Source organism: Paraburkholderia gardini, from assembly GCF_907164545.1.
GTDB lineage: Bacteria > Pseudomonadota > Gammaproteobacteria > Burkholderiales > Burkholderiaceae > Paraburkholderia > Paraburkholderia gardini.
Genome location: NZ_CAJQZB010000023.1, coordinates 86,870 through 105,532 on the forward strand (window position 1 = coordinate 86,870; position 18,663 = coordinate 105,532).

Annotated in this window: 16 protein-coding genes; 8 read left to right on the top strand and 8 right to left on the bottom strand. The window is 62.7% G+C overall.

Annotated features, from left to right (window positions below; translation table 11 throughout):
• The first annotated feature begins 34 nt into the window (after positions 1–34).
• Positions 35–733 carry a haloacid dehalogenase type II gene (locus LPA37_RS17080; RefSeq protein WP_229013178.1) on the top strand — a complete coding sequence of 233 codons (699 nt, stop codon included), beginning with the start codon at positions 35–37 and terminating at the stop codon, positions 731–733.
• Here LPA37_RS17080 and LPA37_RS17085 read toward each other — a convergent pair.
• Together LPA37_RS17085 and msrB are read right to left on the bottom strand one after the other, a co-directional pair.
• Positions 720–2,618 carry a cytochrome c biogenesis protein DipZ gene (locus tag LPA37_RS17085; RefSeq protein ID WP_229013179.1) on the bottom strand — a complete coding sequence of 633 codons (1,899 nt, stop codon included), beginning with the start codon at positions 2,616–2,618 and terminating at the stop codon, positions 720–722. The genes LPA37_RS17080 and LPA37_RS17085 overlap by 14 nt on opposite strands.
• Before the next feature lie 60 nt (positions 2,619–2,678).
• Entirely contained in the window at positions 2,679–3,191 is a 513-nt protein-coding gene (gene msrB / locus LPA37_RS17090) for a peptide-methionine (R)-S-oxide reductase MsrB (protein WP_229013180.1), read from the bottom strand.
• Positions 3,192–3,389: 198 nt separating this feature from the next.
• Here msrB and LPA37_RS17095 point away from each other — a divergent pair, with 198 nt between their 5' ends.
• Positions 3,390–4,139 carry a response regulator transcription factor gene (locus tag LPA37_RS17095; protein WP_229013181.1) on the top strand — a complete coding sequence of 250 codons (750 nt, stop codon included), beginning with the start codon at positions 3,390–3,392 and terminating at the stop codon, positions 4,137–4,139.
• On the top strand, positions 4,136–5,671 hold the full coding sequence (locus LPA37_RS17100) for a sensor histidine kinase (protein WP_229013182.1): 1,536 nt from the start codon (positions 4,136–4,138) through the stop codon (positions 5,669–5,671). Before LPA37_RS17095 ends, LPA37_RS17100 begins: the two co-directional genes overlap by 4 nt.
• Positions 5,672–5,722: 51 nt before the next feature.
• On the opposite strand, the gene LPA37_RS17105 is transcribed toward LPA37_RS17100, so the two are convergent.
• Complete coding sequence (locus tag LPA37_RS17105) at positions 5,723–6,499, bottom strand: maleate cis-trans isomerase family protein (RefSeq protein ID WP_228979476.1); 777 nt, start codon at positions 6,497–6,499, stop codon at positions 5,723–5,725.
• A complete protein-coding gene (locus LPA37_RS17110; protein ID WP_229013183.1) occupies positions 6,496–7,740 on the bottom strand; it encodes a D-amino acid dehydrogenase in 1,245 nt (414 codons plus the stop codon). The genes LPA37_RS17105 and LPA37_RS17110 overlap by 4 nt, the downstream gene beginning before the upstream one ends.
• Positions 7,741–8,249: 509 nt before the next feature.
• Here LPA37_RS17110 and LPA37_RS17115 point away from each other — a divergent pair.
• Genes LPA37_RS17115 through LPA37_RS17130 form a run of 4 tightly spaced genes read left to right on the top strand, consistent with a single transcriptional unit; the run spans position 8,250 to position 12,816 of the window.
• Entirely contained in the window at positions 8,250–9,362 is a 1,113-nt protein-coding gene (locus LPA37_RS17115) for a branched-chain amino acid ABC transporter substrate-binding protein (RefSeq protein ID WP_229013184.1), read from the top strand.
• A gap of 23 nt (positions 9,363–9,385) precedes the next feature.
• The gene (locus LPA37_RS17120; RefSeq protein WP_228979479.1) at positions 9,386–10,285 is read left to right on the top strand and encodes a branched-chain amino acid ABC transporter permease; all 900 of its coding nucleotides are present in this window, start codon (positions 9,386–9,388) and stop codon (positions 10,283–10,285) included.
• Between the two features lie 3 nt (positions 10,286–10,288).
• Positions 10,289–12,097 (top strand): branched-chain amino acid ABC transporter ATP-binding protein/permease, encoded by a 1,809-nt coding sequence (locus tag LPA37_RS17125; protein WP_229013185.1) that lies wholly within the window; start codon positions 10,289–10,291, stop codon positions 12,095–12,097.
• Entirely contained in the window at positions 12,085–12,816 is a 732-nt protein-coding gene (locus LPA37_RS17130) for an ABC transporter ATP-binding protein (protein ID WP_228979483.1), read from the top strand. The genes LPA37_RS17125 and LPA37_RS17130 overlap by 13 nt, the downstream gene beginning before the upstream one ends.
• Positions 12,817–12,841: 25 nt before the next feature.
• Here the strand turns inward: LPA37_RS17130 and LPA37_RS17135 are convergent, their stop codons facing one another.
• The 4 genes from LPA37_RS17135 to LPA37_RS17150 all read right to left on the bottom strand — a co-directional run bounded on the left by LPA37_RS17135 (position 12,842) and on the right by LPA37_RS17150 (position 18,193).
• Positions 12,842–14,398: a DUF2235 domain-containing protein gene (locus LPA37_RS17135; RefSeq protein WP_229013186.1), complete on the bottom strand. Its 1,557-nt coding sequence runs from the start codon at positions 14,396–14,398 to the stop codon at positions 12,842–12,844.
• Between the two features lie 319 nt (positions 14,399–14,717).
• Positions 14,718–16,553 (bottom strand): ABC transporter ATP-binding protein/permease, encoded by a 1,836-nt coding sequence (locus LPA37_RS17140; RefSeq protein WP_229013187.1) that lies wholly within the window; start codon positions 16,551–16,553, stop codon positions 14,718–14,720.
• Entirely contained in the window at positions 16,550–17,425 is an 876-nt protein-coding gene (locus LPA37_RS17145; RefSeq protein WP_229013188.1) for an extracellular solute-binding protein, read from the bottom strand. Before LPA37_RS17145 ends, LPA37_RS17140 begins: the two co-directional genes overlap by 4 nt.
• Positions 17,426–17,533: 108 nt before the next feature.
• On the bottom strand, positions 17,534–18,193 hold the full coding sequence (locus LPA37_RS17150) for a M24 family metallopeptidase (protein ID WP_228979490.1): 660 nt from the start codon (positions 18,191–18,193) through the stop codon (positions 17,534–17,536).
• Positions 18,194–18,476: 283 nt separating this feature from the next.
• Between LPA37_RS17150 and LPA37_RS17155 the strand changes: the two genes are divergently transcribed.
• Positions 18,477–18,663 (top strand): porin (locus LPA37_RS17155; RefSeq protein WP_324251889.1); only part of this gene is annotated, 187 nt, incomplete at its 3' end.

Below are 18,663 nucleotides of genomic sequence, written 5' to 3' on the forward strand. Positions count from 1 at the left end.
GCCATTGTGGTGATGTTTTTTCTGGAGAGACGATATGGATCACATCAAGGCAATTGCATTCGATCTGTACGGCACACTGTACGACGTCCATTCGGTTGTTGCCCGATGCGATGAGCAATTCCCAGGACGTGGACGTGAAATCAGCGCGATCTGGAGACAGAAGCAGCTCGAATATACGTGGCTGCGCAGCCTGATGAACCGTTACGTCACATTCGAGCAGGCGACGGAAGACGCATTGCGCTTTACCTGCCGACACCTGCGGCTCGATCTGGATAACGATGCATGCAAGGTGCTCTGCGAAGCGTACCTGCGACTGCAGCCGTTCCCTGAAGTGGCCGATACGCTGCGTGAATTGCGTCGGCGCGGACTGAAGCTGGCGGTGCTGTCGAACGGTTCGCCGCATTCGATCGGCGCCGTGGTGGGAAACTCCGGACTTCGCGCCGAATTCGATTATCTGCTTAGCGTCGATCCGGTGCGCGTGTACAAACCGGACGATCGCGCCTACCTGCTTGCGGAAGCGGCCTTCGGAGTTACGCGATCGTCGATACTGTTCGTGTCGTCGAATGCGTGGGATGCGACGGGGGCGCGTTATTTCGGCTTTCCGACGTGCTGGATCAATCGCAGCGGCAATGTCTTCGAAGAAATGGGCCAGACGCCGGACTGGCAGCTGGGCGGTCTCGACGAATTGTTGCCGCTATTCGATAGCCGTGGTTCTGCCCTCAGCCGAACGTGAACGAGTACGCCTCGACGCCAGGGTCCAGAAACTCGATCGAAAACGTGTGGTCCTTGATGTCGCCCGTTTGCCGCACCAGTTGATAGAGCCGTTGCTCCGTCACCGTGCCCATGCCGTCGGCGCTCACATCGCTGCCGTGCGCATTGCCCGGCGCGGCGCCGTCGATGCTGACGCGAAACCGCACGGGTTTGCCGTCCTTGTCCGGGCCCAGCACCAGATGCAGATCGCGAGCGTGGAAGCGGTAGACGATCTCTCCCGACGGCGCCGCGAGCGTCGCGTGTTCGGCACCGACGCGCCACTTGCCGGCGAGGCCCCAGTCGTTCAGCGCAGGCTGCGTGGGCGCGGTGTACGTATGGAGCCTGTCACCGGTTTCGCCGCCGGGTGAGGCGAAGTTCCCGGCACGTGCATAGCCGATGTAGGTTTCCGGTGACTGCATGTCGTGATTGTCGGCAGCCGCCTCCACGCCTGTCACGCTGGTACGGGTGAGCCCTGTCGCGATCTTCGCCGCATCCGCGTGACCTGCTTCCGTCAGCAACTGCTGGATAACCTTCTCCGACTGCGCGTAGTCGCCTTCGCCGAAATGGTGGTAGCGGATACGCCCCTGAGCATCGACGAAATAATGCGCCGGCCAGTACTGGTTGTTCAGTGAGCGCCAGATGGCGTAGTTGTTGTCGATCGCAACCGGATAATCGACACCCAGGTCGTGTACCGCCTTCTTCACGTTGTCGATATTGCGCTCGAAGGCGAACTCCGGCGCATGCACCCCGATCACAACCAGCCCCTGATCCTTGTACTTCTCCGCCCACGCCTTCACGTACGGCAGCGAACGCAGGCAGTTGATGCACGAGTAAGTCCAGAAATCGATCAGCACCACCTTGCCGCGCAAGCTTTGTGCACTGAGCGGCGGCGAGTTGAGCCATTGAACCGCGCCGTTCAGCGACGGCAGCACGCCCTCGACCGGCAGCGGCGGCACATTCCCGGGCACGACTTGCGCCGCACGCATCATCGCGCCCGACGAAACAGCCATCGCGCCGCCCGTGCCTTTATCCGCGTCAGCGGAAGTGCCTGAACCCGCGGCATCATTCGCCGCCATCATGGCGCCGCCGTTCGCCGTACTGTCAACCGTGCTGCTCGACGAAGCGACGCCAGCCGGCGTCGCACCGGGCGACAGCCTGTCGACCAGCTTCTGTTCGATGCCGCCGGTCGCAACCGTCGAGATCCGCGTGAGAACCCCCGTGTCGAGTCCGAACGCGATCGCCACCACTCCACCCAGCATCGCCGCGCCGATGCCACGGCGAATCCACTCGCCGGCGCCCAGCGAACGTTTCATCGCCGTGAAGACGCGGCCGCCGATCAGCAACGCGATCGCGAGCGAGGTTGCCGCGCCGGCCGCATAGGCGACCAGCAGCAGCGTCGTGCCGACGCTCGCGCCACGCAGCGCGGCGCCGGTCAGCACCAGACCCAGAATGGGACCGGCGCACGGCGCCCACAGCAAGCCCGTGGCAATGCCGAGCAGAAACGACGAACCCGCGCGCACCTGCTGGCCGTCGGCCTGGGCGAAGTTCGAAAGCCGGTTGCCGGCGCTCACCAGGGGCCGCATCAGATGGTCGGCAAAGCGCGGGAACAGCAGCGTCAGGCCGAATACGGCGAGCAGCGCGATGGCGAGCCAGCGGCCATACTGGTTGGCCTGCGTGACCCACCCCCCGCCGACGGCAGCGAGCGTCGCCACGAGGGCGAACGTCAGCGCCATGCCGGCGAGCAACGGCAGCCCGCTGCGGACGAAGGGCTGATCGGCGCGCGCGAAGACGAACGGCAGTACCGGCAGGATGCAGGGGCTGAGAATCGTCAGGGCACCGCCAAGGTAGGCGAGAACGATGAGTAGCATGACTGTTCCAGTGCGTTATTTCAGGGGTTATGGGGGTGTCGCCAGGATTCGGATTCAGACTCAGGCTGCCGCCGGTGTAAAGCGCATGGCGAGCCCGTTCATGCAATAGCGCAGGCCGGTGGGTTTCGGACCGTCGTCGAATACGTGCCCGAGGTGGCCGCCGCAGCGCCGGCAATGCACTTCCGTGCGTGACATGCCGAATGAGCCGTCTTCGCGCGTCGCCACCGCGTGCTCGAGCGGCGCCCAGAAACTCGGCCAGCCTGTGTGGCTCTCGAACTTCGTGCGCGACGAAAACAGGTCGAGCCGGCAGCCGGCGCATGCGAAGACGCCCGCGCGATGCTCGCTGTTCAGCGGACTGCTGTAAGGCCGCTCGGTGCCTTCATCCCGCAGAACGGTGTACTGTGCCGGCGTGAGCAACTGGTGCCATTGCTCGTCCGTGCGCGTGAATTCGAAGCTTTGAGCGGGCTTGCCGGCCTTTGCCGGCGCCGCGGCCAGCCGCGGCCAGAGGCTCACGGCAGCCAGCGCCGCCACGGCCGCGCCGCCCGAAAGCAGGAAGCGTCTACGACTTTGCATGATGTGCTCCTTGGTGCCAGTCTGCGGATAGTGGCCACATGCTAGGGCGCGGGCGGTGTCAAAGTCCTCACGAAAAGTTAAATTAAATGTGATAACTCGCCGCCCGGAAATTTTGCACAATGGCGCAACGGCCGCTTTCCGGCGTTAATTCCCGCAACGACCCTGAACCACCCCGAACCGCTCGAGACCGCGACTTCCATGGATCATCAAAAGCGCATCCTGATCGTCGAAGACGATGTCGACATCGCCAACGTGCTGGCCCTGCATCTGCGGGATGAACGCTATGATGTCGTGCACAGCGCCGACGGCAACGAAGGGCTTCGGCTGCTTGAACAGGGCGGCTGGGATGCACTGATCCTCGACCTGATGCTGCCTGGCGTCGACGGACTGGAGATTTGCCGGCGCGCCCGCGCGATGACGCGTTACACCCCGATCATCATCACCAGCGCCCGTTCGAGCGAAGTACACCGGATACTCGGTCTCGAACTCGGTGCCGACGACTACCTCGCCAAGCCGTTCTCCGTGCTCGAACTGGTCGCACGCGTGAAAGCGCTGCTGCGCCGCGTCGAAGCGATGGTGAAAGATTCGCGGATCGACGCAGGCACCCTGCAGACAGCCGGCCTCACCATCGATCCGCTGACACGCGAGGCCGCCGTCGAGGGCCGGCGAATCGAGCTGACGCCGCGCGAATTCGATCTGCTGTATTTCTTCGCGCAACAGCCGGGCAAGGTGTTTTCGCGGATGGACCTGCTCAATGCGGTGTGGGGTTACCGGCACGAAGGATACGAACATACCGTGAACACCCACATCAACCGGTTGCGCGCGAAGATCGAAGCCGACCCGGCTGAGCCCACGCGGATACTGACCGTCTGGGGACGCGGCTACAAGTTTGCCGCGCCTTCCGACGGCACCCCGGCGCAGGACATCCCGTCCACGGACGCGCCATGAACCTCACCCTCACCCAGCGGCTCTCGATCGTGTTCTCGGTGCTGCTGCTTGCGTGCTGCGGCGCATCGGCATGGCTGCAAATCCGCTCAAGCGACCTGCACGACAAGGAAGTGATCCAGGGCCTTTCGCGCGGACTGGCCGGTCACATCGTCCGCAGCACGCCGTTGATGGATGGGAACGGCCTGAGGCCCGACGCCGTGCGGCAACTGTTCGGCCAGTTGATGGTGGTCAATCCGAGCGTCGAGGTGTATCTGCTCGACAATCAAGGACGCATCAAGGGCGACGACGCGCCCGCAGGACATGTGAAGCGCGAGCAGGTGGACCTCGCGCCGGTTCGCCGCTTCATCGCCGGCGACGCGCTGCCGATCCTCGGCGACGATCCGCGCAGCACCGACGCGCGCAAGGTGTTCAGCGCCGCGCCACTGCAAGCGGACGGGCAGGCACCATCGGGCTATATCTACGTGGTGCTGCTCGGCGAGGCACACGACGCACTCGCCGCACAGGTGAACGCCAGCTCGGTATTGCGCACCACGCTGTGGTACATGGCGCTCGTGACCCTGCTTGGGCTACTCGCGGGTCTCATGGCATTCGGGCTGATCACGCGTCCCCTGCGACGGCTGTCTGCCGCGATGCTTCGCTTCGACGTCAACGGTGAACCGGATACGCAGCCGAAGGTACCGCGCTCGTCTTCAGCGGGAACGCGTGATGAAATCGCCGTGCTGGAGACCGCCTTCGCGCAGATGGCAGAACGGATCGGCGAACAGTGGCGCGCGCTGACGCGGCTGGACCAGCAGCGGCGCGAGCTGCTTGCCAATATTTCGCACGACCTGCGCACGCCGCTGACGTCGCTGCACGGCTACCTTGAAACGTTGTCGCTAAAGGCCGACACCCTCGGCGAAACGGAGCGCAAACGCTATCTGGCAATCGCGCTCGCGCAAAGCGTCAAGGTTGGGCGGCTCGCTCAGGCACTGTTCGAACTGGCGAGGCTCGAACATGGCAACGTGCAACCGGCGCTGGAAGAATTCTCGATGGTGGATCTGGTGCAGGACGTCTTCCAGAAATTCGAGTTGCCGGCCGAAGCGCGGCATATCCATCTGCGCGCCGGGATTCCGCAGCGCCTGCCCGCTGTCTTCGCCGATCTCGGGATGATCGAGCGTGTGCTGACCAACCTGCTCGACAACGCGATTCGCCATACGCCCGCTCATGGCACGATCGGGGTCGATCTCGCGTATCGCGACGCGAACGTGTCGGTCACTGTCAGCGACAGCGGCCCAGGCATTCCGGCGAATCTGCGCGACGGGCTGTTCGAGCGGCCTTTCAGCACCGGCGGTGCGCACCGTGGCGGCGGGTTCGGGCTGCTGATCGTACAGCGCATGCTGCAACTGCATCACAGCCAGATACGTCTGGTCGAACACGCGGGCACGGGGGCGACATTCTGCTTCGAGCTTCCGGTGAGCGGAGTTTCGCAGGCGGCCGGGGCGGCGGGTTCGTCGCAGTCGTCTTCGTGGATGACCGGGCGGCGACAAAAATAGAGCGGAACGCGGTCTGCTCACCCATCCCTCGCTGAATACGATGAAGGCCGGCTACAGCGCAAATAACCGCCCACGATGCGGCTCGCGATCTTCCACGCCGGCAAGCCGCAACGCGTGCCAGGCCATCGCGAAGTTGCTGGATATCACCGGTTTGCCGATCCTCGCTTCAAGCGCTGAAACGCGTTCCGCGATGCGCAAGCTTGTGCATGACACGAACACTGCTTCCACGTCGGGGTTCTGCCCGAGGCGCTCGACGGCGGCTTGCAGCGAGGCCGTGTCAATCCGTGCGACCTCGTTGTCGTTCGCATGCTCGAACGAGGCGATGCGTGTGACGCGCACGCCACGTGCCTCGATGTAACTTCGCATGTAGTCGTTGATCGAGCGCACATAAGGTGTCAGCAGCGCGGCGCGCTGGACGCCAAGGGCGCGTAGCGCGGCCAGCGCAGCGGTAATCGGCGTGGTACACGCGACGCCCGGGCGCGCCTCGCGGATACGCGCGAATACGTTTTCCTCGCCGATTACCATCGACGCCGACGTGCAGCCAAACGCCACCACATCGATTCGCTCGGCAGGCCGGATCAGTGCGACCGCCGGCGCGATGCGCCCATCCATCTCCGCCAGACGGTCGGGCGTGATGTCCGGCGAATTGAGGATGCGGCTCTCGTAGAAGGCCACTCCGTCCTGCGTCAGCAGTTTGCGCCATTCGTGTTCGATCGTGTGATCGGTGGCGAGCACCACCAACCCAATGGCGGCACGCCGGCAGATGCCGTCGTCCAGCGTGAAATCCAGCCTGGCGTACGCGTCACCCTGCAATGAAATCGTGCTCATTTCAGTGTCATCCCTGTCATGTCGAGTTCAGGCTGGCGACCGGCCATGATGTCGACCAGCAGTTTCGCGGTTCCACACGACATGGTCCATCCCATGTGTCCGTGGCCCGTGTTCAGATACAGGTTCCTGTGCCGCGTGCGACCAATCAACGGCGTTCCTTCGGGCGTCATCGGACGCAGGCCTGCCCAGTAAGACGGGCGGCCATAGTCGGCGCCGTTCGGGAACAGCTCGCCGGCCACCTGCAGCATCGATTTGAAGTCAGCGGGGGTATGGCGGGTGTCGTAGCCGGTGAATTCGGCGGTCGCGGTGAAGCGCAGCCGTTTGCCAAAGCGCGCCCAAGCGACGAGATTGTTCTCGTCGACGCCGCCCAGCTCCGGCGGACGGTGGTCCGGCCCAACCGGAAACGTGGCGGAATAGCCCTTGACCGGATACACCGGCAGCCGGTAGCCCAGTTGACGCGCCAGAACCGGCGACCAGGAACCGAGCGCAAGCACGAACTCGTCGCCGCGAACGAGTCCGGCCGGCGTGCGCACCCCGATGACCCGATCGCCAGACGCCTCGATCGCGCTAATGGCGGCATCGAAATCGAAACGCACGCCAAGACGCTCGCACGCCGCTTTCAGCGCGCGGGTGAACAGGTGGGCATCGCCGCTTTCATCGGTCGGACAATAAATCGCTCCAGCGAGGCTGTCGCGCGCATGGGCAAGCGCCGGCTCACGCTCAATCGCCTGCGCCGCGTCGAGCGTTTCGAGCGACAGTCCGTTGGCCACGAGGATCGACATATTCTGTGTGCCCCGCGCGAAAGAAGCTTCGTCGCGATAGAGATACAGCAGGCCGCTGCTGATGCGGTCGTACTGCAAACGCTCGGCTTCGGTCAGCTGCTGCAATTGACTCTGTGCGTAGCGGCAAAGCCTCACCTTGCGCGTGGTGTTCTGGCGGGAGCGCTCCGCCGTGCAGTTGCGCAGGAACTGGAAACACCACGCCCACATGTGCGGGTCCGCGTTGAGCTTGAGCCTCAGCGCCTGCCCGTCGACGAAGAGTGATTTCAGCAGGATTTTCGGCGCTCGCGGAGACGCCCACGTGTATGAATGCCCCGGCGCGACGAGACCGGCGTTGGCAAAGCTGGTCTCGAGCGCGACACCTGGCTGACGGTCGATCACGGTGACCTCGCGGCCCTCTCTGGCAAGGTAATACGCGGCCGTGACGCCAGCGATTCCGCCTCCCAGCACAACGCTTTTCATACGTGACTCCCGTGTCGACCAGAGTTAGCGCTTTAGCGCTTACTCGGGTCCCATGCAATCTGCGGTCGACCAGAGTTAGCGTGTCGGCTGGAGTTGGCGCTTTAGCGCTTACTCCAGCCCCATAGCGCTTACTCGGGTCCCATGCAATCCCCGCCCATGCAAAGCTGCTTGCCGTTCAGGAAATGCAAACCCGCTGACGCTTTGGGTATGACGTTCTATAAGCGCATACCCTATACCGCTCAAATGTGCGGCGAGACCTATCATGAAAAAACACTTTCATAGTAGCGCTGCGATGCGTCCGATACCGGGTTGTTGAACTGACAGATTACAACTTGTATGCGACGTACGTTTTCAACCGTTTTCCGATGTCATCGGTTCAGTCGTGTGGCGGATCGCTCCAGTCCTTTTCACAATAAGGAGTCACAAACATGATTGTTCAGAAAAATAGCTCGCCGGACGCAGGTCGCGTCTTGCGGCAGACAACAATCGCGGCACTGGCCGCGCTGGCCGTGCTCGCTGGCATTGTCCCGGGGTCGGCGCAAAGCCAGACCATCAAGATCGGCGTGCCCGCGCCGCTGTCGGGCAGCAGCGCCAATGCCGGCATCGACATCGTCAACGGCGCGAAGCTTGCCGCCGCCAGAATCAATGCGGCGGGCGGCGTACTCGGCAAGCAGATCGAACTGGTGCCGGAGGATGACGCCTGCGACGCGCAGACCGCCGTGCAGGCGGCACAGAAACTCGTCGATGCGGGGGTCGTCGCCGTGGCCGGCGGCTACTGCTCCAGCGCGGCCCTGCCGGAATTGACGACGTTTCATCGCGCCGGAATTCCCTACGTGATGGACGCCTCGACCAATCCCAAACTGACCGAGATGGGCTACGACAATGTGTTCCGCACGATCGGCCGTGATGACGAGCAAGGTCCATTTGCCGCCGGATTCATGAAGAATTCGCTCCATGCCCGGCGCGCCGCCGTGATCCACGACAACACGACCTATGCCAAGGGCCTCGCCGACAACACCGTGGAAGCCCTGAAAAAGGATGGCGTCGACGTCGTCTACAACGACGCGATCACACCGGGGCAAATGGACTATTCGCCAACGCTGACCCACGTCGCCTCGCTGAAGCCTGACGTCATCTACTACACCGGCTATTTCTCCGAAGCCGGCCTGCTGGTGAAGGAGGCACGGCAACTGGGCCTGAAGATGACCCTGATGGGCGGCGACGGCACCAACGACCCGACACTGATGAAAACAGCCGGCCCGGCTGCCGAGGGCATGATCATCACCACGGCGCCGCTGGCGCAGTTCCTGAGCGGCGCGCACGATTTCGTCGACGGTTATACGAAGGCCTACGGGCAAGGGCCAGGGCCGTATTCGGTCTACGAATACGACGCCGTCGGCGTCACCGCGAAAGCGATCGCAGACGGGAAGTCGGCGACGCCCGCCGCGATCACGGCCGCCTTGCACAAGATGTCGAACTATCAGGGCGCGACCGGAACGATCGGTTTCAACGCGAAGGGTGACCGCAGCAAGGCGGTCTACATCACCATCATCGTGCACGGCGACAATTTCACGCCCTATCAAAGGCAGGATGCCAGCGGACACTGGGTGGCGATGAAATAGCATCCGCCGCGCCGCGCGCCGCCATGAGCACCTTCTTCCAGTTCGTTATCGAAGGGCTGACGACCGGCTCGTTCTATGCGCTCGTCGCCCTCGGCTACACGATGGTCTACGGGATCATCCGGCTGATCAACTTCGCCCACGGCGACCTGTTCATGGTCGGCGCGTTCATCGGCTGGACCAGTCTGACAGTGCTTGCTGCAGCGCACATACCGCTCGCCCTGGCGCTGCTGATCGCACTGGTGGCCGCCATGGCGGTCACTGGCGCACTGGGCCTCGCGATCGAACGGCTCGCCTACCAGCCGCTGCTGCGCGCGCCGCGGCTGTCGATCCTGATCACGGCCCTCGGCGTTTCGCTGGCGCTGGAGAATGGTGTGCTGCTGATCTACGGCGCCGGTTTCAGCACCTATCCCCACGTCCTCAGCCAGGCAGGGCTCGAATTCCACGACGTTCAGATCACGTTCGCACAGATCGGCATCATCGTGACCAGCCTTGTGCTGATGCTCGCGTTGTATTTCTTCGTTCACGGCACCTTCATCGGCACCGCGATGCGCGCGCTGGCGATCGATCAGGACGCAGCACGTCTGATGGGCATCGATGTCGAGCGGCTGATCCAGCTCACCTTCTTCCTGGGCTCCGCGCTGGCTGCGGTAGCAGGGGTCATGGAAGGCATCTACTACACGCAGATCAATTTCTTCATGGGCTTCGTGCTGGGCCTGCGCGCCTTCACCGCCGCGGTCCTCGGCGGCATCGGCAACATTCCGGGCGCGATGGCCGGCGGCATCCTGATTGGTCTGCTGGAATCCTTTGGCGCTGGCTATGTCTCCTCGCGATGGACCGATGTGTTCGTGTTCGGCGTGCTGATCGGCGTACTCGTGATCAAGCCGACCGGGTTGTTCGGCGAACGCGTCGTCGAGAGAATGTAGCCCATGAGCACGACGGGGTTGTCATCGCGTTGGTCCTGGCCTGCCGGCGTCGCGCTTCTTGTCGCTGCCGCCGCACTGCCCGCGCTCGCCAGCAACTATATTGTCGATGTCGGCCTGACCATCGCCACCTATTCGATCCTGGGCCTCGGGCTGAACGTGGTGGTGGGTTATGCCGGGTTGCTGGATCTCGGCTATGCGGCCTTTTTTGCTATCGGCGCCTATACCACGGCACTGCTGGAAACATTGCTGCATTTCCCGTTCTGGGAAACGCTGCCGTTCAGCCTGGCGTTTGCGGGGGCTTCGGGTATCGTCATCGGCTACCCGACCCTTCGCCTGCGCAGCGACTATCTGGCGATTGTCACGCTTGGCTTCGGCGAGATCACGCGCATCATCGCCACCAATCTCGACATCACCGGCGGCCCGAACGGTATTTTCGGCATCGAAAGTCCAAGCCTGTTCGGGTATGAAATCAGCTCTCCGAAGGCGGTCTACGAACTGGGCGTCGCGTTTCTCGTGCTGGTGCTGGGGTTCGCGATCCGGCTAGGCCAGTCGCGGCTCGGGCGCGCCTGGACCAGCATCCGCGAGGATGAGGCGGCCGCCGAGGCGGTCGGCGTGCCGACCCTGCGCGTCAAGATGCTCGCCTACGTCATGGGTGCGCTGATCGGCGGCTTTGCGGGCAGCCTGTTCGCCGCCCGCTTCGGCACCATCGATCCGACCGGCTTCACGTATCTGCAATCCGTCACCATCCTGATCGTCGTCGTACTCGGCGGCCGGGGGAGCATTCCCGGCGTGATACTCGGCGCTGTCATCGTGGCCGGCCTGCCCGAATTGCTGCGCTTTCTCAACCTCTGGCGCATCTTCGCCTTTGCGATCGGACTCGTGATCCTGATGCTGCTCCGGCCGCAAGGGCTATGGCCGGCACCGCTGCGCCGCGTGACACCGCCGCGCGAGGATGCCGGCCGTGCTGAAACATTCGCGTCCCGGGCGATGGCCGGCGACGCGATCCTGCTCGATGTGCGCGACATGCAACGCCACTTCGGCGGTGTGCGGGCGGTCGGCGGTATCAGCTTCACGGTGCGCAATGGTGAGATCCTCAGCCTGATCGGCCCCAACGGCGCCGGAAAGACAACGGTGTTCAACTGCCTGACCGGCGTGATCCGCCCGACCGGCGGCAAGGTGCTCTGGCGCGGCACGTCGCTCGTCGGAGGCGCACCCCATCGCATCGTCCATGCCGGTATGGCGCGCACCTTCCAGGGTATCCGCCTGTTTGCCAACATGACGGCTTTCGAGAACGTATTGACCGGCATGGATCACCGGCTGCGCACGCTGCTCGTCGTCGAACTGCTCGGGTTGCCTTCGGCGCGTGCCGAGGCTGCCAGTCACGCGGCAGAAGGCCTGCGCTGGCTTGGCTTCGTCGGTCTCATGGCGCGTGCGGGGGAGCGCGCAGCCGACCTGCCCTATGGCGATCAACGCCGGCTGGAGATAGCCCGTGCACTGGCCAGCAACCCGCAACTCCTGCTGCTGGACGAGCCGGCCGCGGGGATGAACCCGACCGAAAAGCACGCGCTGATGGAATTGATCCGGCGTATCCGGGATCTTGGCGTGACGGTGCTGCTGATCGAACACGACATGATGCTGGTGATGGGCGTGTCGGACCGGATCATTGTCATGGACCATGGCGTCATCATCGCCGCGGGAACGCCCGCCGAAATCCAGGCCGACCCGCACGTGATCGACGCCTATCTGGGTACGGCTGAAACAGACGAAGCGGCTGACGATGCCGCCGGGGAGAAATCGTTGTGGGACTCCTAGAAATCCGCGACCTGCAGGTGAGCTACGGGAACGTGGAGGTCCTGCATGGCATCTCCCTCGATGTCGCCGGGGGTGAGATCGTGGCGTTGCTCGGCAGTAACGGAGCGGGCAAGACAACGACACTACGCGCCATTTCCGGCCTGATCCGCCCGCGCGCGGGACAAATCACGCTGGACGGACACCCGCTCATCGGGATGCGGGCCCACCAGATTGTCGCGCTGGGTCTCGGCCACGCGCCGGAGGGCCGTCGCATGTTCGGATCGCTGACGGTCGAGGAAAATCTGCGCCTCGGTGGCTACCTGATCCGCGGCGACCGTGCCGTGCTGGACCAGCGGATGGCCGGGGTCTACCAGACTTTTCCGCGCCTCGGTGAACGGCGCAGCCAGCTGGCAGGGACGCTCAGCGGCGGCGAACAGCAGATGCTGGCGATCGCACGCGCCCTGATGTTGCGGCCACGTATCGTCGTGCTGGATGAGCCGTCCATGGGACTGGCGCCGAAACTGGTTCGCGTGATCTTCGGCATGATTTCCGACATCTGCGCAGACGGCACGTCGGTCCTCCTTGTCGAGCAGAACGCGCGCCAGGCGCTTCGCATCGCGCATCGGGCCTACGTGCTGGAAAGCGGGCGCATCGCGCTAGCCGGCCCGGCCCACGAACTGGCACGGGATAGCCGGGTTCGCGCGGCGTACCTGGGCGGCAGCGCTGTCGCCACGGACTGACACCGCCTGATGAACTGCCTGCGCGTCAGGATGGTTGACCCGCGCCAGAACCGCCGGGTGCTGTTGGAGGCGCGGTCAGGTCGTCGTCTGAAGACGGGTATGCCGCCACCTTGCCAGGCGGCATACCGCCTGACTCCGCAATTTCAACCCGCAGGCTCCCGTGATTATTCCAGTACGCCCAGCTGGCATCGTTAGCAAAGCAATACAGATAACCCGAGCATGGCGCCTTGATCTCCACTTCCCTGCCAATCCGGAAGTAGAAGGGTTGAGGTGGCACACCTGCCTGGCCCTGTTGCCCTGGCGTTGAGATCGCTCCGCAGAGTTCGAACCAGTTCGCCCCCCTGACCCGCCGGGACCAGGCAAACAGACGTTGTATCCAGGTACCAGGTGTCCCCTCCGCGCCCCATGCACTGTCCCCATCCAGCCACGTTTGACCTTCAGGCACCTTGAAGCGGTAGCTCACACCCTCATTCATGAAAATACCGGTCCAGTTCCACAACGGGCTGGCGAAAACCCGCACCTCGACAGTCACCGCAGGGTCTATGTTCGGTCGATAGGGCGCCTGAAAGATTGGCGGATTAACCTGTCGTGCCAATGCCAGATCCGATATCGATTCAGAACATCTTCGTGAACCCTTCGCCAGATACGGAAAGGACCGGGGACGAAAGCCGGCTTCCCTGTAAAAACCGGTGAGTGAGTTGTGAAGAACACCGTGTATTGCAGAGGGCGACGACTGATCCGCGTGGGCCAGCTGGTTCAACATGTCCGACTCGAACACCGCACCGCACTTCGCAGCCTCGCCAATCATCCATTTGAGCGTGGCATCAGAAAGTCCGGTCTCTTTGTAGCCGCCCCCAACGTCAGCGTGAACACCAGGGAACCACACCTGCAACACGCGTGTCAGGTCGCAACCATCCGAATCCGTCCACAACGTTGGAAAGAAGTTATTCCGCTGCTCATCGATTGCAAGGGCCTGTACCGCGCGTTCAACTTCTGGCGGAAGTCTTGTGTCATGAAATTCGAAGCGCTTTCTGCCGAAGCCGAACAAGTCCACGATTTCGGGAATGCCGAGCGCGCCCACCGTCTCCCACACCCCCAGGAAGCGAATGGGCGGAGGTTTGCCATGCGCGTCGCGGAACCGTTCCTGCTGGCTGACGCTTTCCGGCATCTCCGGGTCAAGCCGGTACAGGTTCCATGCCTGCCTTACCAGCGCCCAGGTTGCCTCGTGAGGAAGTCCACAATGGTGAAGCATGCCGACCAGGCTGCGAGCCGTGAACGCGCCACGAGAGAAGCCAATGACAAAGATTTCGGAACCTTCTTCGTAGTGGTCGGACAGCCACTTGTACGCGGTTCGAATGTCACGGGAGAGGCCTAAACCTAGCGCACCGTCGATGAAGCCACGCACCCGGCCTTCGTTAGCGCCGATGCCGACGTGATAGTACCGAAGCTGCTCGACGCCATCGTCGCCGCGCTCACTCAATGCGTTGAAAAAGCGAACGACATTGGTTGGAACGGGCACCCCCTGAAACTGGTCGCTATCCGAGTTCCATGTGCCATCACAGCAAACGAAAAGTCTCTTCATGTTTTTGGCCCGTCTCGTTCCGCGAGATTCTCATCATGCAGTGGAGCAACTGCGCCCTCGACTCCTGCGAGTCACCCGTTCATATGTCAGCGTGGTCCGCCACATCAATAAAGTGCACGAAAGCATTACCATGTTACCCAGATCCGGGGATGCTCAACGTACGCCCGAATTCCTGTCATAAGCGTTCCAGGCGTGGTTCAGAACCGGCAGAATCCGGGTGACACGCACAGGCAGCATCGTCCCGCCCGTCAAGGCAAGGTTAGTGAACGATGCCGTTCAAGTTTCAAGCGGTGGTCAGGAACCTCCACGCGTCAGGTCTTCACGCAGCACCCGCCCACACTGTCACTCCATCTGGATCGATGGCGAGCCGGCACTGCCCGTTTTCACGAAAACCGCCGTCCTGGCTGGCAAACTCGAAGCTCACCCCTTTGACCTTTGCGTTGACATAGCGCTCACCGTGACGCGTGCCGATTGCACTGATGGTTCCCGTATGTGGCCCGCTCACTGACGGCGTTATCGAGCGCGAACCAACACGCCACATCACCTGTTGTCCGGGGTGAAAGGACCGGTCCGATGTTTGCAGCGTGAATCCTTCGGCGATCTCGATCTCGCCTGGCGTTTTGACGATCCCCGTCCCGACATTGTGCAGACCCAGCAGATCAGCAACCCGCATCGTGCACGGCCGCTCGAAAACTTCCTCGACGGGTCCGGTTTGCAGAACGCGCCCCTGTTCGATCACCAGTACCTCATCAGCGAGCAACGCGGCTTCGTCAGGATCATGCGTGACGATGACTGTTATCGCGGCGATCTCGCGCTGCAGGTCCCTGAGCGATTGCTGCAGGCGGCGACGGCGCGGCGTATCGAGCGCGGCGAAGGGCTCATCGAAGAGCAGCAGTTGACTATGGCGCGACAGCGCACGCGCGAGCGCGACCCGCTGGCGCTGACCGAACGATAGCTGCCGCGGAAGACGACCGGTCAGCGTCGCAAGGCCCAGATGCTCGACCCAGAAACGCGCGCTCGCCCGGTCCGCGCCTACAGGAAACGCAAGCTGCTGGTCCACCGTCATGTGAGGGAACAGACCATAATCCTGCGGCATATAGCCAATCTGGCGCCGCTCCGGTGGCAGCGTGCCGAGATCCAGCTGGCCGAGCCTCACCGCGCCACGCTCATTGGATTCCAGGCCTGCGATCAGCCGCAGCGCCATTGACTTGCCGGAACCCGACGGGCCGATGATCGCGAGCCGTCGCGAAGAAGGCGCCCAGGCGATGTCGAGACTGAATGTGCCGATATGTCTCGCTAGCCGTATCGCAAGCGTCAGACCGGCATCGGCGGAAAGCGTGGTGCCGGCCGTTGCGACGACGGCGGGTTCGTCGCCATTGTCTGGCGGCTCGCTTGCAACAGCACGGGCGCCGCGGCTATAAACCGAAAGCGCCGCGCACACCACGGCGATGCCGAGCGTCGGCAGCAGAAGCGGCATCATCGCAGGCAGACCCTGTCCACCGAATACGACGTAGGTGTACACCGGCAGCGAATACGGGTGATAAGCGACCATCACCGTCGCGCCAAATTCGCCGAATGCGCGCAACCACGCTAACGCAAGGCCGGCCCGGATGGCCGGCCATGCAATCGGCAGTGTCACGCGAAAAAAACGGCTGCCCGGATGATGTCCGAGCGTCGCGGCAACGTCGTCGAAAACCGGATCGACCGACAGAAACGCGGAGCGCGCGGCGACGATCAGAAAAGGGGCGGCGACGAACGTTTCGGCGAGCACGATGCCCGCGAACGAATCGGTCAGCGTACCGCCGACCGCGCGGCCGATCCAGCTATAGGGCCCAAGCAGGAACAACAGCAACACACCGCTCGTGAGCGGTGGCAGTGCGAGCGGCAACTGGACCACAAAGCCAAGCAATGCTGTCCAGCGCGACGATGAACGGGCGAGCCAGTAGCCCAGTGGCACACCGCCCACGAGTATCACGAGCGCGGCGACGCTTGCACTGCCTATGGAGACGCCAACCGCCGACCAGGTGGCGTGCCAGTCGACACCCGCCCAGTCGGCATGACTGATCTGCGGGATACTCGCGAGAAACGGCGCGCACAGATACGCTGCAAGCAGTACGGCGAGCCAGAGCAGCGGCTGCGCCGCTGGCTGCTTCATTGGGCTGCGTCGATGACAGCATGCAATGACGACGGTACGGCTTGCGCATTGCCGGTCACCGTCGGTTTGATCACGTCGACGCCATGCTCCTTAAGCAACGCACGCCCGCTCGCGCCAAGCAGAAAATCGGCGAAGCGCGTTGCGCCGTTAGCGTTCGGCGCATCGTTAAGGATGGTCAGCGTATAGCTCGCCCTGGCCTGCAGTTCAGGCGCGGGGCGGAACGCAGGAATCTTCAGATCCGACGTTTCTGTCGAGTAGAAAAAGCCCGCATCAAGCTGGCCTGACTGAAGACGCCCAACCAGCGTCTCTTCCGGCAGCACCTGCTCGGGATTGTCGGGCGCGCCGAGCGTCTTCTGGACGAGGTCGGGCTGATGATAGAGCTCCGCTGCCTTCGTCATCATCTGGACGGTGAATGCGCCCTTTGGATCGAGCTTCGGATCGGTGCGGCCGATACGGATACCCGGCTCCTGCAGTACCTGATCCCAGCGCTTCTTCTTGAAATCGGCGGCAAAGCGGCTTTGCGGGTTGTAGCCGATCATCAGCGGCGATTCGGCGAAGTTGACGTACCAGCTCACATGATCACCGTTTGTCGCACCCATCAGGGCGGTGTTCACCTTCGGACTCGCGCTGATGAACACGTCGCCGCGGCGCAGCTTGCCTTTGATCTCATTGGCGATCTTGTTCGATCCGGCAGCGTAGCCCTGAAAATGCAGACCCGTCTCCTTCTCGAACGCCGGTCCGACACTACGTTCCATCAGGTTGACGAGCGAACCCGCATACAAAACGTTGACGGTGCCCTCATCGGCAGCACAGAGGTTTGCGGTCAACAGGCCTGTCAGCACGGCACCCGACACCAGAAGCTTGCGCAACATGTGATTCCCCGAATCGTTATAAAGGCCCATATATTACGATGTGCGCTTCAACTCCGCATCGATTTAAAAAGTCGCACGCGCAAAACGTTCATGCGCAAACCATGCGCGCTACACGAGCAGATCTTCGTAAAACGCACCGAATGGCCGCGTCGGATGGGCCAGCTGTATTTCGAGAATCCAGAGCCCCGCGTCCGGACAGTCGGCGAAGTCTCCAAGATCGCCTGCCTTGTAGATCGCATGCGGAAAATCGCTGACACGGTGGCCCTTGATATCCAGATTCAGACGCCATCCGAGCGCCGATGCACGCTCTTCGGCGAAGTCATAGAGTGCTTTGCCGCCCGCGCCAGATGAACGCCAGTGCTGCTCCACTTCGGCGAACACGGTCTTCGCGGCATCGGCACACGCCTTCATATCCACGTCGTCGCCGACCACAAAGGTGGCGCCCGCATCGCCTTCGTGCCGGTTCCAGACGACACCAAGATCGACGAAGTAAATGTCGTCCTCCTTGAGTCGCGGGTCGCCAGCCGACGGCTGCTTGAATGTCTTCAGCGTGTTCTCGCCGAAACGGACCAGCACCGGATGCCAGATCCGGTCCATGCCGAGCTGCGTCAGGAGGCGCGTGCATTCCGCTCTCGCCTGCGACTCGAGCATGCCCGGCTCAATCCGCTCCCTGATCTGCCCGACAGCCTCCCAGGTTCTGTCACGGGCGAGCTTCATCGATTCGAGCACGTAGACACTGCCAACCGCCTGATTCATCGCTGCTTCCATCAATCCTCTCCAGTTATATCCCGGTGAATATAGCGTCCGGAAACCTGAGTGTCCATGCCACACCGTGAATCCATTTGTGTCAGAAAGACGACAATTCCCCAACAGGAGTGTTTACGAATATATAACGTGTCGTTATATTTCGCACGATACAACGAAACAGGGCACTTCATCCTGTTCGAAGTCGACCCTATGCCAGGAAGACTCTCACTGACCGGCACCGTTCTCACGAAGCGACGGATGCTGCGTCCTGCGATTTTCGCCTCAACACGCGTTTGATCGCCCGATGCTGACATTGACCTGCATGCCACGCGTGACGCTGTACGGGTTGATCGATGCCGGTATCAGTTACGTGAACAATGCCCGTTCCGGCACGAGCCATGACAGCCTCGTCAAATATGACGACGGTGTAGCGTCTGGCAGCCGTTGGGGCCTGCGTGGCACCGAAGATCTCGGTGGCGGCCTGAAGGCGA

Bases quoted from the DNA above. Each gene is read 5' to 3' on its own strand.
- msrB (WP_229013180.1), bottom strand. From the start codon at position 3,191: ATGCAAAGTCGTAGACGCTTCCTGCTTTCGGGCGGCGCGGCCGTGGCG.
- LPA37_RS17080 (WP_229013178.1), top strand. From the start codon at position 35: ATGGATCACATCAAGGCAATTGCATTCGATCTGTACGGCACACTGTAC.
- LPA37_RS17105 (WP_228979476.1), bottom strand. From the start codon at position 6,499: ATGAGCACGATTTCATTGCAGGGTGACGCGTACGCCAGGCTGGATTTC.
- LPA37_RS17145 (WP_229013188.1), bottom strand. From the start codon at position 17,425: ATGTTGCGCAAGCTTCTGGTGTCGGGTGCCGTGCTGACAGGCCTGTTG.
- LPA37_RS17140 (WP_229013187.1), bottom strand. From the start codon at position 16,553: ATGAAGCAGCCAGCGGCGCAGCCGCTGCTCTGGCTCGCCGTACTGCTT.
- LPA37_RS17135 (WP_229013186.1), bottom strand. From the start codon at position 14,398: ATGAAGAGACTTTTCGTTTGCTGTGATGGCACATGGAACTCGGATAGC.
- LPA37_RS17125 (WP_229013185.1), top strand. From the start codon at position 10,289: ATGAGCACGACGGGGTTGTCATCGCGTTGGTCCTGGCCTGCCGGCGTC.
- LPA37_RS17100 (WP_229013182.1), top strand. From the start codon at position 4,136: ATGAACCTCACCCTCACCCAGCGGCTCTCGATCGTGTTCTCGGTGCTG.
- LPA37_RS17150 (WP_228979490.1), bottom strand. From the start codon at position 18,193: ATGGAAGCAGCGATGAATCAGGCGGTTGGCAGTGTCTACGTGCTCGAA.
- LPA37_RS17120 (WP_228979479.1), top strand. From the start codon at position 9,386: ATGAGCACCTTCTTCCAGTTCGTTATCGAAGGGCTGACGACCGGCTCG.
- LPA37_RS17085 (WP_229013179.1), bottom strand. From the start codon at position 2,618: ATGCTACTCATCGTTCTCGCCTACCTTGGCGGTGCCCTGACGATTCTC.
- LPA37_RS17095 (WP_229013181.1), top strand. From the start codon at position 3,390: ATGGATCATCAAAAGCGCATCCTGATCGTCGAAGACGATGTCGACATC.
- LPA37_RS17110 (WP_229013183.1), bottom strand. From the start codon at position 7,740: ATGAAAAGCGTTGTGCTGGGAGGCGGAATCGCTGGCGTCACGGCCGCG.